Here is a 15,922-nt window from a genome sequence, read left to right as displayed (position 1 = left end):
CCCGAACGGCCCTAACCACGTGCCGGCGCCAGTCGCTTGAGCGCCAGCCCACCCTCGAAAGGTCGATACCCGAATGCTGCCGGCGCGTGGTAACCGGTGTCCCCGAGCGGAGTGTGCACCTCGTCGACCGTGGGACCGATCTTGGCCGCCACCGGCGCCAGCGCGTCCAGATCGAATCGATAGAGACGCCCTGCGTTGCCGCCCAGTATCTTTCGGCAATCGTCTTCAGATCTGTCGTGTAGCGCCCAGCGTAGGGCCAACTTGGAGTGCGGGGTGAAGCCTTCCTCGTGGGGGTAGTCGCTGCCCCACATGATGTGATCGGGGCCCATGAAGTCGATCATGCCCGAGTCGAACGGCGCCAATTCGCTTGCCAGATAACAGTTCCGTTGCGCGTATTGACTGGGCGTCAAGGTCAGCTCGTCGACCGAGGATCCGCCGAACATCCCGTACGTGCGGTTACCCGCCTCGGACTTCATCGTCGGGACCATGGCGTCGAGAATGCCGAGCGTTCCGGGCACCCACAGCGTGCCCTGCTCGGTCGGCACGAACCGCAGCGATGGGTAACGCTCGAACACTCCGGCCAGGATCAGGTGGCCAAGGGTTCGGTTGGCCCACATCGCCATCTCGGTCACCAACACCGCGTTCGACGCCGGTTGGTCCATCGGCATCTCGGGGCTACCAGCACCCGCGTGCTGCACCACCGTCAGGTCCAATTCCTCGCAGAGCGACCACAGCGGCTCGTAGCAGGTGTGGAACAACGGCGCGACATTCGGGTCACCCGGCGAGACCGGCGGAACCAGCACACCGCCGAAGCAGTCTTGCCCAGCACCCCAACGTATCTCGTCAAGCGCGAAATCGATGTCGTTGGGAAAGATCTGGATCAACCCACGGCGCCGGGTCGGGGCCATCGAACAGAAGTCGACCTGCCAGCGGTTGTGCGCTTGCACACCTGCCCAACGTTTCTCGAATTCTTCGCGGGTGCGGGGCAGGCTGATGGTGATGTTAGGGGTGGTCGGGAAGAACGGCGGAACGGTGTTGGGCAGCAGCACCTCAGCTGCCACCCCGTCGGCGTCCATGTCGGCGATCCGCAGGTCGCTGTCCCAGTTGCGATTAGCGGTCGCGATGATGAGGTCGTCGAAGGGGCTGACGTAGGTCCTGGCCCAAGCGTCAAAGTCATCGTGCAGACGCATGGGCAGATAAGGCTTGTAGTCGCCGATGTCGGCGCCGGCATGGGTGTCGGTCGAGATGACGACGTATCGGTCGATCGTGTCCCAGTGAGCCATCGTGCCCTCCGACGTTGTTGGGGTTACCTGAAGCAGCGTCCCGTTGGCCCGCGGTGCAGGCAAGGGTTCATTCCAATGAGCGGGATACATCGGCCCACGCCTGCCGCCTGGCCTGTGCGCAGATGTCGAGGCCCGACATGGTCATGAATCCGTGAACGGCACCCGCGTAGTTCCGATAGATCGTCGTAACCGGTCCGTCGGCAGGGGCTTTCGCGTACGCCTCGCCTTCTGAGAACAGTGGGTCGAAGCCGGCGGTTATCACCACCGCCGGCGGAAGCCCGGTCAGCTGAGCCTGTAACGGAGACGCGGTGGGGTGACTACGGTCGGCGAGATTGGGCACATATTGGTCCCAGTACCAGGCCATCGCAGCTGCGGTGTTGTAGTAGCCGGTGCCGAAGCGCCGGTAGGACTCGGTGCCAGAATCGGCCGCGATGACCGGATAGATCAGCGGACCGGGTCGGCACCGAGTTCGCCGGTATGTCCGGCCACCCATTGCGCGACCGCATAGACATCGTCAACCGCTGCCGGCCAAGGGAATTCCGGCGCTAGCTGATAATCCACCGAAACGACGATCGCGCCGACCCCGTTGGCCATGGCGCGACACAAGTCGTCGTGGAAGTCCAGATCGCAGAAGACGAATCCTCCGCCGTGTGCGGACACCACGATCGGCAGTGGACTGGAAGGATCAGTGGGCCAATAGATTCAGACGTTGAAATCGCCGGAAGGGCCCGGCACGGTCTGGTTGACCACCTCACCGACCGGCTCGGGATCCTGCAGAAGCGCTGCTCGTTCCCGGAGCACGACGCGCAGTTGCGGTGCAGTCATGGTCTCGACACGCGGGAATCCCCGGTTGAGTGCGGGCAGTAGCGCAGCAATCTCCGGATCGAGGTTCACGCGTACTGCAGCGCCCGGGCGGAACCCAACCGGGGCCGTTGCAGTACCGGCCGCACGCGTGTCTCTCCGTCGTCGTAGTTGCACCAGATACCCAAGGCGGTCGCGCGCACCGGCCCACCCAGCCGTTGGTCAAAGACCATCCGATCCAGCGGACCGCACACCGAAACCGCGGCGATAGGCGCACCAGGGTCGCCGATCGGCGCGGCGACACAACCGAATCCGGCGATAGCTTCGGCCCGCTCGGCGGCGAATCCGCGGGCGCGGATCGCGGCAAGTTCGTCGGCCCACCGGCCGCGCGCAGAAATCGGAGCGCGGGTGTTGCGAGCCGCCAGTTCGTCGCCCGAGTCGGCCAGGGTGGCTGGATCCGAGTGCGCCAGCAGGGCTTTGCCGACCGCGGTGCAGTGCGCCGGTCGGCGACCACCGACTCGGGTGGGGATCGCAGCGCCCCATCCACCGGCGATTTTCTCCAGGTACACCACGTCGGCGCCGTCGAGGACGGCCAGGTGCACCACCAGCCCGGTGGCCCGGTGCAGCTCGTGCAGGAACGGTTGCGCGGCGCTGTGCAGCCGGTTCTGGTGCACCGCGAGCGATCCCAGCTCCACGAGCCGCATGCCCAGCTCGTAGTCGCGACCGTGGCGACGCAGCCAGCGCAGCTGCACCAATCGCTCGAGCATCCGGTGCGCCGACGAGCGCGGTAGCCCGGTGCGCCGTACGACCTGGGCCAGCGACAGCCGGCCCGGCCCGTCGAAGGCGTCCAAGACCAGCGAAATGCGATCGATAACTGCACTCGGGGTACAAGCATCGACCTGACTCGTCATGATTCCTTCCGGCCGCATATATGCCTATTAGGCATATATCTATTACTAGCATAAGGTGATGCGCATCACAAGATGGCCCAACGGGGTGCGCAAGCGCATGCCCGTCTGGCGTGATGCCGATTAGAAAGCGGCCGCGGCCTGTCCCGCACGGCGGCCGTAGAAGCTGCCGTCTCCCAACGAGATTCCACTGGCGTATCCCCACGCGGCAAGCCCAGCGGCGGCCCGTCCGGCCGCGAAAAGTCCGGGGATCGGTTCGCCGCTGACATGCAACACCTCGGCGGACAACGACGTGTGCAGGCCGCCGAGGGTGAAGCCGCCGGTGTTCCCCCGTAAGTCAATGGCGCCCACCGGCGTCCCGATCGAGCGCAGCCACTCGCTCTTCTTGTGCAGTAGCCGATCTTCGCCACGCACGGCGCCCTCGTTGTAGGCCGCGACGGTAGCTTGCAGCGAGCCGGTCGGCAGACCCATTTCCGCTTCCAGTTCGGCGACACTCTCGCAGACCCAGGTCGGCGGGCGCAGCAGGAAGGGCGTCGCCGACCGGGTGGCCATGGCTCGCTCGTGCGCCTCGGCGTCGAGCACCAGGAACGCGGTGTCGTCTTGGTGGTAGAGCGTCAACTGCCCGATGCGTCCGGGGTAGGTGTCTTCGGCGACGTAGCGCTGACCGCGGCCGTTGACCAGGATGCCGCGGGCTATCAGCTGCGGGTCGACCAGAAAAGCGACCTCGGTGGCGTCCATATGGGCCAAATCGGCGCCCAGCGCCTGCGCCATCTGGATGCCGATGCCGTCGTGCTCTTCGACCGACGCGGCGGGGCGGCCGGCAATCCGCGGTGCGTAGCGGGCAACCATCGACTCGTTGTAGGCGAAACTACCAGTGGCCAAGACTATTCCGCGTCGCGCCCGGATCGCCAGCTCGGTGCCGTACTGGCGCGCGATGATCCCGACGACTCGCCCGTCGCTCTCCACGACCAGCCGTTGCGCCCGGGTGTCGACGACGCTTTTCACGCCGAGCGCGGTGGCGGTGTCCACCAGCGGCTTCATCAGCATGTAGCCGCCGCCCTTTTCACCGGTCCGCTTGTCCTGCATCTGCGGCACATGACCGCGCGGCGCTGGCGTGGCGATCGTGTTGTACGGGAACGCATTTTCGCCGCCGGTGTACATCAACCCGTCGTCGCCGGGCGGCTCCCAGCCCGGTTCACCCCAGAAGCTCGGCTTGAACGGCACCCCGCAGTCGACCAACCAGTCGAAGTGCTCGAGACTGCCGGCGCAGTAGTCGGCGATTCGGCCGACATCCGCGCCCGGGCCCATCGCCGCACAAAGAAATGTGCGCATGTTGTCGACGGAATCGGAGAATCCGCAAGCTTTTTGAATCGGTGTGCCACCGCCGAGGTAGACGAATCCCCCCGCCAGCGAGGCGGCTCCGCCCCACCCGCCGGTGCGTTCCAACACCAGCACCTCGGCGCCGGCCCGCGCGGCCTCGATGGCCGCCGAGACGCCGGCGATGCCGTACCCGGCGATCACCACGTCGGCCTCGACGTCCCACCCACGGACATCCCGCGAGTTGACGGGCGCGACGCTCACATCGCCGCCAGCGGCTGCGCCCCGGACCAGTCGTGACCCCAGTAGCTGTCGGCGGTGATCTCTTCGGCGGTGTAGTACGTCTCGTCGACTTTCATTCCGTCGGTGCCGAATTCGATGTCCCAGCCGCCGGGGGCTCGGACGTAGAAGGAGACCATCTTGTCGTTGGTGTGCCGACCCAGCGTCGACGACAGCGAAAAGCCTTGTTTGACGACCCGGTCAAGGGCCCGCCCGACGGCGTCCAGCGAGTCGACCTCGACCATGATGTGCACCAGGCCCGGCGCCCCGCCGTGCGGTGCGGGACACAGCGCCATGCTGTGGTGGCGGTCATTGAGGCCGAGGAACCGGATCCGCTGCGGGCCGAACTCCGGCGGTGCGGGTAGCCGCATCGCTCCGCGAGGCAGAAAACCCAGCGTCTCGGTGTAGAGCGTGAACGCTGCGGCCGGATCCATCGTCGGCAACACCACATGGCCCAGACCCTGGGTGCCGGTGACGAAGGTGGCGCCGAAGGGCGTCACCACCGGACTGTGATCCAGCGCGGGACCGAAGAACACCTCGGTGGTGGTGCCGGCCGGATCGGTGAACGCGACGGCGTCCTCGACCCTGCGCTCATCGGCTTCCTCGACCGACAGCGGTTTGACCGCGACTCCGGCGCGTTCGAGCGTGTCGTGAACCCGTTGCAGCGCAACACCGTCGCGCACCTCCCAGCCCACGTGCAGCACCTGGTCGCTGTCGCCGGGGACGACGATGATGCGCGCGAAGCGTTCGTCCATCCGCAAATAGAGCGCATCACGGTCGGGTCCATTGCCCTGCGCGAACCCGAGTGCGTCGAAGGCAAAGGTGCGCCAGCGGTCGATGTCGCTGGTCTGAATCTTGATGTAGCCCAGGCTTTTGATGTCGCCCATCAGATCATCGCCCGCAGCGGATCGGCCGGATCGATGCCCATCGAGCTCAGCGCGGCGGCGTGGTAGACGGTGCTCGGCACGTGGATCGCGTGGTTGAGCCCGACGTGGGCGTCACGCCAAAACCGTTGCAGCGGCTTGTCCATGCGTGCGGCGTTTCCACCGGAGCGGGCGAAGATCTGGTCGACGGCCATCACCGCCCGCCACGCGGCGCGGATCTGGGCGCGCCGGCCGATGGCCCGCTCTTCGAAGGACACCCCACGTCCGGATTCCACTGTGTCCCAGATTTTGTCGACGTTGGCCAGAATCTCCTGTCGCGCGGCGTTGATGTCGGCGGCAGCCTCGCTGATCGCGAACAACACGTACGGGTCGTCTTTGATGGCGGTGCCCTGCGCGCCGACCCGGCCCCGCTGGTAATCGAGGTGGGCCGCCAACGCGCCCTCACAGATCCCGATCACCGCGGAACTGATGCCGAGCGGGAACATGGTCGACCACGGCATCTTGTACAGCGATTCGGTGACGCCGGCTTCTTTCTGCGCGGTGCCGTCGATCACGTGGTCGCCGTTCATCACCCGGTACGACGGCACGAAAGCGTCTTCGACGATGATGTCCTTGGAGCCGGTCCCTTTCAGGCCCACCACATTCCAGGAGTCCTCGACGATCTGGTAGTCGCTGCGGGGCAGGATCATGTGCAGCATGGTCGGCGGTTCGGCCATGCCACCGTCCGGGGTGCCCAGCAGTGCGCCGAGGAAGATCCAGTCGCAGTGGTCGGTGCCGGAGCTGAACTGCCAGCGGCCGTTGAAGACGTAGCCGCCGTCGACCGGCACGGCGAGGCCGGTGGGCGCATATGGGGAGGCCATCCAGGTGTTGTCGTCGGCGCCCCACACCTCCTTGCGGACCTTCGGGTCGGCGAAGGCCAACTGCCACGGGTGGACGCCCACCACGCCGCAGACCCAGCCCGCGGCGCCGTCGAGAGCAGCCACCGCCATCACAGTCTCCGCGAATTCCCTTGGGTGAGATTCGAATCCGCCGTACTGCTTGGGTTGCAGCAGCTTGATCGGGCCGGCCGCTTTGAGCAACTTGGCGGTGTCGTCGGGCAGCCGGCCGAGGCGTTCGGCCTCGGCGCCCTGCTCCCGCAACTGGTCGGCGATGTCGGCGATGTGGTCGATTACCCGTCGGACCATGATGTCTTCCTGTCTTAGGCAGCAACCCTCATGATGGATCAGCTTCGGCCCGACGACGCCACGCCATCCCGGTCAGTGGACACGTCTGAAGGGTCGGGGGTCAGACCACTCCGCGCAGGCCGTCGGCGCCGAACGCCGGCTCGAGCATCGCGCTGAAGTCCGGGCCGCGGCGCAGCAGATGCCCGCCGTCGACGTTGATGCACTGGCCCGTGACCCAGCCGGCGGCGTCGCTGAGCAAAAACATCGCCATGTTGGCGATGTCCTCGGCCTCACCGACCCGCGGCAGCGGCGTGCAGGCCGCGTAGTCCTGCGACAGTTCAGGTGAGTCGGTGATCGGCGCGACCATGTCGGTGCGGATCAGACCCGGCCGGATGCTGTTGACCCGCACCCACGACGGGCCGAGTTCGTCGGCGGCCAACTGCATCAGGTGGTCCAGGCCGGCCTTGGTGACGCCGTAGGCGCCGAACCAGCGGTGGGTGGTGCTGGACGCGATCGAGGAGATGCCGACGAACGACCCGCCGCCCCCGCGGACCATCTCTCGAGCGCAGTGTTTGAGGACGTACATGGTTCCGTTGATGTTGAGGTCGACGGTGCGTCGCCACGCATCCGAATCCATCTGCGTGATCGGGCCGATCGTCAGCGATCCGCCGGCGCAGTGCACCGCGCCGTGCAACCGGCCGTGCCACGCCGTCGCCGCCTCGACGGCGCGGGTGACCTCGTCTTCGTTGGTGACGTCAGCGGGTTCGTAGCGGATCGCGCCGGCGGTGGCCGCACCGATTTCCTCGGCGGCCGCCGCCAGCCGATCGGCGTTACGGCCGACGATCATCACCGACGCCCCGGAGCTAACCAGGCCGGCGGCCACGCCTCTGCCGATCCCGCTGCCACCACCGGTGACCAGGTACGTCCGGTCTTCAAACGAAAGCTGCATGCCGACTCCTTCGCGCCGGAAAACTGAAACACGTTCTAGTCATAGAACCACAGCAGGCTCGGCCAGTTCCGGGGACCCGATCTGCCCGCCTCTGAGCGAATCGACCCGCGGCAGAATCGGAATTCGCGCGGAGGCGGGCACCGCGAACACCCCCGCGGCTACGGCTACGGCTACGGCTACGGCTATGGAGTGCCTTTGCGGGCGATATTCGTCGACTTCGCCTTGCGCCAATCCTCGACATCGGGCGGCAGCCCGACCGGATACCGGTTCTCGTTGTGTGCGGCCCAGTGCGCATGGCCCAACTCGTGGATGTGGAACGCGTGCCGCAACGCCTCGGTGAAGCCCATCGCGTCGGAGGCGGCGTTAACCGAGTCCTTGATCAGCAGCGCGGCCATCGTGGGCCGCTCGGCGATCCGACGGGCGAATTCCAACGTCTTGTCGGCCAGTTCGTCGACCGGAAAGACTTTGGACACCATGCCGAGTCGGTACGCCTCGTCAGCATCCAGCGAATCACCAGTCAGCAGAAGCTCTTTCGCCTTCCGAGGACCGAATTCCCAAGGGTGGGCATAATATTCGACACCGGGCATGCCCAGCCGAACACCCACCACGTCACTGAACTTCGCGTTGTCGGCCGCGACGATCAGGTCGCATGCCCAGATCAGCATCAGCCCGGCCGAAATCGCGTTGCCGTTTACCTGGGCGATCGTGATCTTGCGCAGATCGCGCCAGCGGCAGGTGTTCTGGAAGTAGTAGTGCCACTCCTGCAAGTAGGTCTTCTCCATGACGGCCGCACGGGTGGCGCCGTTGATCCGGAAGCTCGGCAACTGCGCGTCTCCGGGAGCCCGCTCCGCCAGCGCCAACTCCGAGCCGAGGTCGTGGCCGGCGGAGAAATTCTTACCGCGGGCCGCCAGGATCACCACCCGGACGCCATCGTCAGCCTCAGCACGCAAGAACGCCTCGTCAAGCTGGACGAGCAATCCCCGGCTCTGCGCGTTGTGCGCCTCAGGTCGGTTCAACCAGATCCGCGCGATGCGGCCTTCATCGAGAGTTTCGTAAGCCACCAACTCGTCGGCGTCTGACATCGGGCTACCTCATTCGCACAGGGTTGTAATAAAAGACCATCGAAGTTACACATTACGGCGCTGCCGTAACGCTTCAACCAGGGGGTTACGGCTCTCTATGCGGCTGATCGCGCACGTCGCCTACAGTTATGTCATGTCCGCCAATTCAGACAGCCATGAAATCGACGAAGTCGAACCGTTGCCCGATGACACGGCCAGCCAGGCCAGGCGCGTGGTAGCGGCCTATGCCAACGACGCCGAGGAGTGCCGGATGTTCCTGTCGATGCTTGGTATTGGGCCCGCGAAGATCGAGGTGTAAGTGCCCCCCGCAGGCAAGGTCACGACAAGCCCTGCCTCCGGGGTGTCCGACTTCGTCGTGGTCGCCAATCGGCTGCCGATCGACATGGAGCGGTTGCCCGATGGCACCGTCACCTGGAAACGCAGTCCAGGCGGATTGGTCACCGCGCTGGAGCCCCTGCTGCGCCGCCGCCGCGGGGCATGGATCGGCTGGCCCGGAGTCGTCGACGACGACGTCGACGTCCGGGACGAACCCATCGTCGAAGAAGACCTCCGGCTGCACCCGGTGCGGCTGTCGGCCGACGACGTCGAGAAATACTACGAGGGCTTCTCCAACGCCTCGCTGTGGCCGCTGTACCACGACGTCATCGTCAAGCCGATCTACCATCGGGAATGGTGGGACCGCTACGTCGACGTCAATCGCCGTTTCGCCGAGGCGACCGCGCGCGCGGCTGCCGAGGGAGCCGTCGTCTGGGTACAGGACTATCAGCTGCAACTGGTACCCAAGATGCTGCGCGAGTTGCGACCGGACCTGACGATCGGGTTTTTCCTGCACATACCGTTCCCGCCGGTCGAACTGTTCATGCAGATGCCGTGGCGGACCGAGATCGTCGAAGGGCTGCTGGGCGCCGACCTGGTGGGCTTTCATCTGGCCGGCGGCGCGCAGAACTTCCTCATCCTGGCTCGGCGCTTGATCGGCGCGAGCACCTCGCGCGGTTCGGTCGGGGTGCGCACACGCTTGGGTGAGGTGCAGCTCGGCGACCGCATCGTCCGGGTGGGCGCGTTCCCGATCTCCATCGACTCCGCCGAGCTCGACCGGAAGGGCCGCGACCGCAACATCCGCCGGCGGGCCAAGGAGATTCGGGCCGAGCTCGGCAACCCCCGCAGGATCCTGCTCGGCGTCGACCGGCTCGACTACACCAAGGGCATCGACGTCCGGCTCAAGGCGCTCGGCGAATTGCTCGCCGAGGGGCGCGTCAAAGGCGACGACACCGTGCTGATCCAGCTCGCCACGCCCAGCCGCGAACGGGTGGAGAGCTATCAGAGGCTGCGCGAGGACATCGAGCGGCAGGTCGGGCACATCAACGGCGAATACAGCGAGGTCGGCCACGCGGTGGTGCACTACCTGCATCGCCCGCTCCCCCGCGACGAGCTCATCGCGTTCTTCGTGGCCAGTGACGTCATGGTGGTCACCCCGCTGCGCGACGGGATGAATCTGGTGGCCAAGGAGTACGTCGCGTGCCGCAGCGACCTCGGTGGCGCGCTGGTGCTGAGCGAATTCACCGGCGCCGCAGCCGAACTCACGCAGGCCTACCTGGTCAATCCGCACGACCTCGAGGGCGTCAAGGATGCGATCGAGGCGGCGATCAACCAGCCCCAGGATGAGGGACGGCGCCGGATGCGGGCGCTGCGGCGTCAGGTACTCGTCCACGACGTCGACCGGTGGGCCCGGTCGTTCCTCGATGCGCTGGCCGCCGCTCATCCGATAAACGGCTGATTTTGCGGTGCGGCCGTTGGCGCACTGCGATAATGGAGGCATGGCTGTCCTCTCCCGCGGCATGACCGTCGCCGCAGCTATGACGCTCGTCGCTGTGGCCACAGCGATGCCGGCGAAGGCCCTCGGTCCCCCGCCGGACGGCATCTACACCTTCACCGAAGCGGGTGTGCCCGCGGCGACCTGGAAGATCGCGGCGCTCTGCGACGCGCCGTCGCGGCAACGGGCCATCCCGGATTTCACCGACCCGGTGATCGCCGCGGACCTCTGCGCGCTGAACGTCAGCAGTTTCACGGCCCGGGCACCGGTCAGCCGGGCCGAGAAGATGGCGACTTACTCTGGCCGAGCCCGCTTGGCCAGCGACCGGTGGACCTTTGAGATCGGCAAGCCCAATGGCGTTTCGTGCCCTGACGGCACCTTCGGGCCGACGACCGACACCTACGCCTTCGACGACGTCTCGCTCACCGGAACACACACCAGCATTCACAGCGACGTCTGCGGCCTACAGCCTGGGATGACGAAGACGCCGTTCACGCTGGCCTTTAGCGGGCCGTTGCCCAGTCCGGTCGATCGTTACCCGTTGGACTGCAACGACATCGGGCAATGCCGCTGAGTAACTCGTTGTGGAGTTAGATCGGCTGAATGTAGTTGATCAGCCACTTGCCGTCGACCCGCTGATAGTCCACCCGCAGCCGGCTGCCCTCGTAAATCGGCTGCTTCGACTTGTCGGTCACAGTGCGATTCATGAAAACCATCACCGACCCAGAGTTTCGGTTGGCGACCATGATTCCCGTACCCGCGATACTGACCTGGCTGACGACTTCCCGCTTGCGTGCCTCCGGAATGATCCCCGCGTTGGCCTGTTTCTTGAATTCTTCGCGGTACGCCGGCGTGAGAAGTGGATATACGTCGTTCAAGCTGCGCTCAACGGTCTGATAGTCGTATCCCAGCACCTGTGGGATTTCTTTGGCGGCCAACGGCGGCAGCGTCGCCCGGGCAGAGATTTCACCCCGGGTTTGCACTCGGTCCCAGTAATACCAGCCGGCCACCGCTGACAGTCCGACGAAGGCGGTCGTCAGTACACTCGCAACGGCGGCGATCAGCCATCGCATCAATTGCCTCCGTTGGGGTACTTCAAATCATCGACGGTCATGCGACCGTTCTCGTCCTCGTGCACGATGACACGCATTCGATACGCCTCCGAAGGCTTGTTGACGCCTTCCCGGTCGGTCACCGTCACCCGAATGGACACCAGCACCGACGCGTTGTCGCTGATGTTGTCGATGCTCTCCAGAGCGGCGCCGTTGACGACGGCTTCAGAGGTCGAATCGGTGTGGCGGAACAGCGCTTTGATGTTGTCGACGTTGTTGTTGGAACTCAGCATTCCGCGCAGCGGTCCGCTGGTGTTGTCGACGAACCTGGACACACTCTGGTCGATATTGTCCTGGTTGTAGCTGAACATGTTGACGACCAGCTGCTTGGCGGTATCGACGAAGCGCTGCGCGCGGAACTCATCGGTGTCGGCCTTTCGCTGGTCGTGAAGCTCGAAGCCGACGCCGACAGTCAGCGCTGCGATCCCAATCAGCAGGGCCGCCAGCCCAACCCAAGCCACCTTCGCTGCGTTCGCAGGCCGGCGCGGCGGCGGACCGACCGGTGTGTTCGGCCGAGTGACCGGTCCGCGCGAGGCTTCGACCCGGACCGTGGTGGCAGCCACTTCACCACCGTGCGGGCCGGCCGGGCGCGAGGCCCGCCGTCGCCGCGGCCGTGCCGACGGTGTCGCGTCGGTCATGTCGGCCTCGGATCACTCATCAGGTCCACCCAGTTCTCCGCAGTCGAGGTCGTGCCAGCCGCGAAGATACCCGTCGCACCTGAGGGGTCCGCAAACTCTCCGCTGCTCTCGTCGTAGGTGGTGTAGGCCGTCCCGTTGGCCTGCGGAACCGGGCCGGGAGGCGGGCCCCACGGTTTCTCGGCCGGCGGGTACGGCGCGCCCGGTAGCCCCACCGGCGGTGGCGGCGCCGGAACAGCCTTCGGAAACGGGATCTGCGGGTTCTGCGGCGGATAAGGCGCGGGCGGAATCCACGCTTGCCGTCCGTCGGTCCCGCCGGTGTTGGGCGGCGGCGGGGTCGGGAACGGCTGATTCGGCGCCGGGCCGGGTCCCTCCACCGCACCCGGTGGCACAAACCCTGGGGCATACGGCGTTCCCGGGTCTGGGTCGTTCTGCGGCGGGATGTAGGGATACTTGTTGGGCGGCAGGATATTCAGCCCGTTCGTCATCGGAGTTCCGTACGGGATCGGCGGCCCGCGCCAGGGGTTGGTACCGAGTGGCACGTAGCCTTTGGGGTCACGACACAGCGCGACGGTGGGGGCCCGCTTACCGGGGAATTCCTGGCACGGGTAGTTACGGGCGCCGCGGACTGCCGACGGGTCGTTGTGGGCCGTCTTGCAGTACATGTCGGTCGGGAGCTCGCGGAGCGTCTCGTCGGCCGGGGTCCGGATCAGTGGTGGCGGAATGAATCCGGTGGTGCAGGGCGGCGGATCGACATTCACCTTGAAATCGAGTTTGGCGCCCTCGTCCTGAGGTTCACCGTTGGCCGCGGTGATGATCGCCGCGAACAGGGCCGGCAACACCACCAGCAGTTGCTCGATCGACTTGTGATAGATGACGCCGACGCGGCCCAGGTTGGCCAGATTCGCCGCCAGCATCGGAAACGACGGGCGGATACCCGAGAACGCGGTATTGGCCTGGTCCACAGCAGGGGGCACTACGGTCAGCAACGTGCGCAACTGCGGATCAGCCTGGCGCACTTCGGAAGTGAACCGGGCCAACCCGTCGGAGACGGCCCTGATGTCGTTGCCAGAGCGAATCTGGGTTTGCAGAAAGGGTCCGACTTGATCAATCAGCTGCGACGTGTGCGGGAACTCCGCGTTGGCCTGGTCGATCAGCAACCGAGACGATTCGAGCAGCCTGGCCAATTCCGGACCGGATCCGTTGAAGGCGTTGAAGGTCTCGTGCAGCAACTCCCGCAACCGCGTGTCGGCCACGCTGGTGACCAGTATCTCCGACTGGTGCAGCAGCGTCGCGACCTCGACTCCAATCGCGGTATGCGCGCGATCGATACGAGATCCATTGTGCAGCTTCGACGTAGCCGCATGCTCGGGCGGCACCAGGTCGATGTACTGCTCACCGATCGCCGACACACTCTGCACCGACGCGGTGACGTTCGCCGGGACCGCGGTTCCGCTGTTGAGTCGCATCACGGCGTCGACGCCGTCGGAGGTCAGTCCCACCGAGTCGACCCGGCCGACCGCGACGCCGCGGAAGGTGACGTTGGCGTTCTTGTAGAGCCCACCACCGGCGACGAAATTCGCTGTCACCCGGTAAGTCCCGATGCCCATCGCGGCCGGCAAGCGCAAATAGAAGATCGCCATCACGACAACAGTGACCACCGTGACCACCGCGAAGATGGCCAGCTGGATGCGAGTGAGCCTGTCGAGCATCAGTTGTTCCCTGCTGGCGTGCCCGGCGGGATCTTGAACGGATCCGCAGCCTGCCCCGAGAGGTTGGCCATCTCACCGAGCAAGAAGTCCGGCGGGTTGAGGATGTCCTTCATGTGCAGCATGTTTGGGTCCAATGGCCAGGATGTGGTGAAGAACGTCTCGCCCAGTCGTCGCACGGTGAGGTCGAAGGTGGTGAACACGTTGAGGTAGTCACCGCGGACCGCCTGCTTGATACCGAAGTTCGGAAACGGGAACGTCAGCAGTAACTGCATCGACGTCACGAAATTCCTCCGATTGTCGGCCAGCGCCTTGACGTTCGCATAGATGTCTTTGAGGTCCGCGGCGAAATCTACCTTTGTTTGCGACAACACATGCGCGGCAACCGTCGCCACCTTCCGCAGCGCGCCGAACGCCTCGACGATCTTGTCCCGGTTCTTGTTGAGTACCCGCAGCGCCGCGGGCAGCGTCTCCAGCGTCCGACCGAGGTTGTCCTTGCCGTTCGCCAGAATCGCCGAGAACCGGTCCAGACCGTCGACGGCGGCGACGATGTCGTTGACCTGGTTGGTCAACCCGGCGGTGAGTTCGGCCAGTCGCGGTATCAGGGTGGTGAACTGGCCTTCCCGTCCGGCGACCGCCTGGTAGGTCTCGTCGGTAATCTCTTGCAGCGCACCAAGGTTGCCTTTGTTGACCACCACGCCGAGTGCGGAAAACACTTCCTCGGTGGTCGGGAAGCGACTGGTCCGCGCCTCCTGGATGGCCGAGCCGTCGACCAGCCTGCCCACCGGTGGCTGATTGGGCGGTGCCGCCAACTCGACGTGCTGCGACCCCAACAGCGAGGTCTGCGCCACGCGCGCAATCGAATTGGCCGGCAAGACAACATTTTTGTCCAGCGCCAACCTGACCGCGGCGTAGAAAGTTCCATCGCTGCGCTGAATCGCGTCAATGCCCGAGACACTGCCGACCGTGACGTCGTCGACCATGACGGGCGAGTTCTGCGGCAGGGTTGCCACGTCGGCCAGGTCGACGGTGATCGAATACGAGCCCGCACCGTGCCCGGCCGTACCGGGCAGCGCGACCGAGTTCAACCCGCCGAACTGGCAGCCCGCCAGCAGCGCGCTACCTGCCATCACGGCGCTGCCGCGCACCACCATCCGTTTCATCGTCCGGCCCCCTGTTCGGCCGGCAGTGGCGATGGGGGCGCCGTGGCTGCCGGCGCCGGACCCGGCCGCGGCCCGAACGGCGTATTCGCCGGGGCGGGAGCGCCGGGTGCCGCGGCATTGGGCGCCGCCTGCGGAACCATCAGGGCCTGTAAATCGGCCGGGTTGGGCGGATGAGCACCGGGTGCGGGTATCCAGTGCAGATCCGGAATCGGCGTCTGCGCCTTGGCCTGCGTCGCCGGGGTGTCGTACATGATCTGGCCCTTGTAGGCGGTGATCGTGTTGAGCGGATGGAACATGAACGGCGGGTAGTTGACCGTCAAGCGGCGCAAGGGCGGGCCCAGTCGTTCGCGGCAGATCTCGGCGCGTTTGTAGTACTCCGGCCCGGACAGGCCCGCCGCGGTGTCGAACGAACCACCACAGATGAACTGCACCGGGTTGGCGAATTCGGGGATCGAGATCAGCCCGTTCAGTGTGCCCTGCGCAGGGTCGTAGATGTTGTAGAAGTTCGCGATGCCGGGCCCGGCGACGTGCAGTACCTGCTCGATGTCTTCACTCTGATCACTCAGCACCTGGGTCAGGTCGGTGAGCTTGTTGACGGTGCCGGTCAACGTCGAGTTGTTCTGCTGCAAAAAGCCTTTGACATCGATGAGTGCCTGATTTAGGGCACCGAGGGTGTTGTCGAGGTGGTTGGAGCTCTTGGCCAGAACCTGTGACACCGACGCCACATGCCCGGCGAACGAGACGATTTGCTCGTTACTGTTCGAAAGTGCGTCGACCAGCACCTGCAGGTTCCTGACTGTGCCGAAGATGTCGGTGCGCGAATCGCC

General features: G+C 65.6%; 16 protein-coding genes and 1 pseudogene. 3 read left to right on the top strand and 14 right to left on the bottom strand.

The features are described from left to right. Positions 1-11: 11 nt before the first annotated feature. The 9 genes and pseudogenes from AC2VOU_RS08815 to AC2VOU_RS08775 form a co-directional block, all read right to left on the bottom strand. The gene (locus AC2VOU_RS08815) at positions 12-1,283 is read right to left on the bottom strand and encodes an amidohydrolase family protein (RefSeq protein ID WP_486957036.1); all 1,272 of its coding nucleotides are present in this window, start codon (positions 1,281-1,283) and stop codon (positions 12-14) included. Positions 1,284-1,350: 67 nt separating this feature from the next. Beyond that, positions 1,351-1,985 (bottom strand): annotated as a pseudogene (locus tag AC2VOU_RS08810) (alpha/beta hydrolase). Continuing rightward, positions 1,986-2,177, bottom strand: coding sequence for a hypothetical protein (locus AC2VOU_RS08805; RefSeq protein WP_486957035.1), 192 nt, complete (start codon positions 2,175-2,177; stop codon positions 1,986-1,988). Further along, positions 2,174-2,995, bottom strand: a complete 822-nt coding sequence (locus tag AC2VOU_RS08800) for an IclR family transcriptional regulator (protein WP_486957034.1) — start codon at positions 2,993-2,995, stop codon at positions 2,174-2,176. Before AC2VOU_RS08800 ends, AC2VOU_RS08805 begins: the two co-directional genes overlap by 4 nt. A 120-nt stretch (positions 2,996-3,115) precedes the next feature. Further along, positions 3,116-4,573 carry an FAD-dependent oxidoreductase gene (locus tag AC2VOU_RS08795; RefSeq protein ID WP_486957033.1) on the bottom strand — a complete coding sequence of 486 codons (1,458 nt, stop codon included), beginning with the start codon at positions 4,571-4,573 and terminating at the stop codon, positions 3,116-3,118. Continuing rightward, the gene (gene bphC, locus AC2VOU_RS08790; protein WP_486957032.1) at positions 4,570-5,475 is read right to left on the bottom strand and encodes a biphenyl-2,3-diol 1,2-dioxygenase; all 906 of its coding nucleotides are present in this window, start codon (positions 5,473-5,475) and stop codon (positions 4,570-4,572) included. The genes AC2VOU_RS08795 and bphC overlap by 4 nt, the downstream gene beginning before the upstream one ends. Then, a complete protein-coding gene (locus AC2VOU_RS08785) occupies positions 5,475-6,656 on the bottom strand; it encodes an acyl-CoA dehydrogenase family protein (RefSeq protein WP_486957031.1) in 1,182 nt (393 codons plus the stop codon). Before AC2VOU_RS08785 ends, bphC begins: the two co-directional genes overlap by 1 nt. A 100-nt stretch (positions 6,657-6,756) precedes the next feature. Then, a complete protein-coding gene (locus tag AC2VOU_RS08780) occupies positions 6,757-7,584 on the bottom strand; it encodes an SDR family oxidoreductase (RefSeq protein WP_486957030.1) in 828 nt (275 codons plus the stop codon). A 182-nt stretch (positions 7,585-7,766) separates the two neighbouring features. Further along, complete coding sequence (locus AC2VOU_RS08775; RefSeq protein ID WP_486957029.1) at positions 7,767-8,666, bottom strand: enoyl-CoA hydratase; 900 nt, start codon at positions 8,664-8,666, stop codon at positions 7,767-7,769. 133 nt (positions 8,667-8,799) lie between these two features. Here AC2VOU_RS08775 and AC2VOU_RS08770 point away from each other — a divergent pair, with 133 nt between their 5' ends. Genes AC2VOU_RS08770 through AC2VOU_RS08760 form a run of 3 tightly spaced genes read left to right on the top strand, consistent with a single transcriptional unit; the run spans position 8,800 to position 11,050 of the window. Beyond that, the gene (locus AC2VOU_RS08770; RefSeq protein WP_486957028.1) at positions 8,800-8,964 is read left to right on the top strand and encodes a hypothetical protein; all 165 of its coding nucleotides are present in this window, start codon (positions 8,800-8,802) and stop codon (positions 8,962-8,964) included. Then, the gene (locus AC2VOU_RS08765; RefSeq protein ID WP_486957027.1) at positions 8,965-10,440 is read left to right on the top strand and encodes an alpha,alpha-trehalose-phosphate synthase (UDP-forming); all 1,476 of its coding nucleotides are present in this window, start codon (positions 8,965-8,967) and stop codon (positions 10,438-10,440) included. A 40-nt stretch (positions 10,441-10,480) separates the two neighbouring features. After that, positions 10,481-11,050 (top strand): hypothetical protein, encoded by a 570-nt coding sequence (locus AC2VOU_RS08760; protein WP_486957026.1) that lies wholly within the window; start codon positions 10,481-10,483, stop codon positions 11,048-11,050. 16 nt (positions 11,051-11,066) lie between these two features. Here AC2VOU_RS08760 and AC2VOU_RS08755 read toward each other — a convergent pair whose 3' ends face one another. The 5 genes from AC2VOU_RS08755 to AC2VOU_RS08735 all read right to left on the bottom strand — a co-directional run. Further along, positions 11,067-11,549 (bottom strand): mammalian cell entry protein, encoded by a 483-nt coding sequence (locus AC2VOU_RS08755; RefSeq protein WP_486957025.1) that lies wholly within the window; start codon positions 11,547-11,549, stop codon positions 11,067-11,069. Then, positions 11,549-12,226 carry a mammalian cell entry protein gene (locus AC2VOU_RS08750; protein WP_486957024.1) on the bottom strand — a complete coding sequence of 226 codons (678 nt, stop codon included), beginning with the start codon at positions 12,224-12,226 and terminating at the stop codon, positions 11,549-11,551. Before AC2VOU_RS08750 ends, AC2VOU_RS08755 begins: the two co-directional genes overlap by 1 nt. Beyond that, positions 12,223-13,935, bottom strand: a complete 1,713-nt coding sequence (locus AC2VOU_RS08745; RefSeq protein ID WP_486957023.1) for an MCE family protein — start codon at positions 13,933-13,935, stop codon at positions 12,223-12,225. Before AC2VOU_RS08745 ends, AC2VOU_RS08750 begins: the two co-directional genes overlap by 4 nt. Further along, complete coding sequence (locus AC2VOU_RS08740) at positions 13,935-15,095, bottom strand: MCE family protein (protein WP_486957022.1); 1,161 nt, start codon at positions 15,093-15,095, stop codon at positions 13,935-13,937. Before AC2VOU_RS08740 ends, AC2VOU_RS08745 begins: the two co-directional genes overlap by 1 nt. Then, on the bottom strand, positions 15,092-15,922 hold an 831-nt coding region (locus tag AC2VOU_RS08735; protein WP_486957021.1), incomplete at its 5' end, for an Mce/MlaD family protein. The genes AC2VOU_RS08740 and AC2VOU_RS08735, both read right to left, overlap by 4 nt.

It is taken from the genome of Mycobacterium sp. TH-M25, from assembly GCF_057473665.1.
This window is presented reverse-complemented; position numbering and strand designations above follow the sequence as displayed.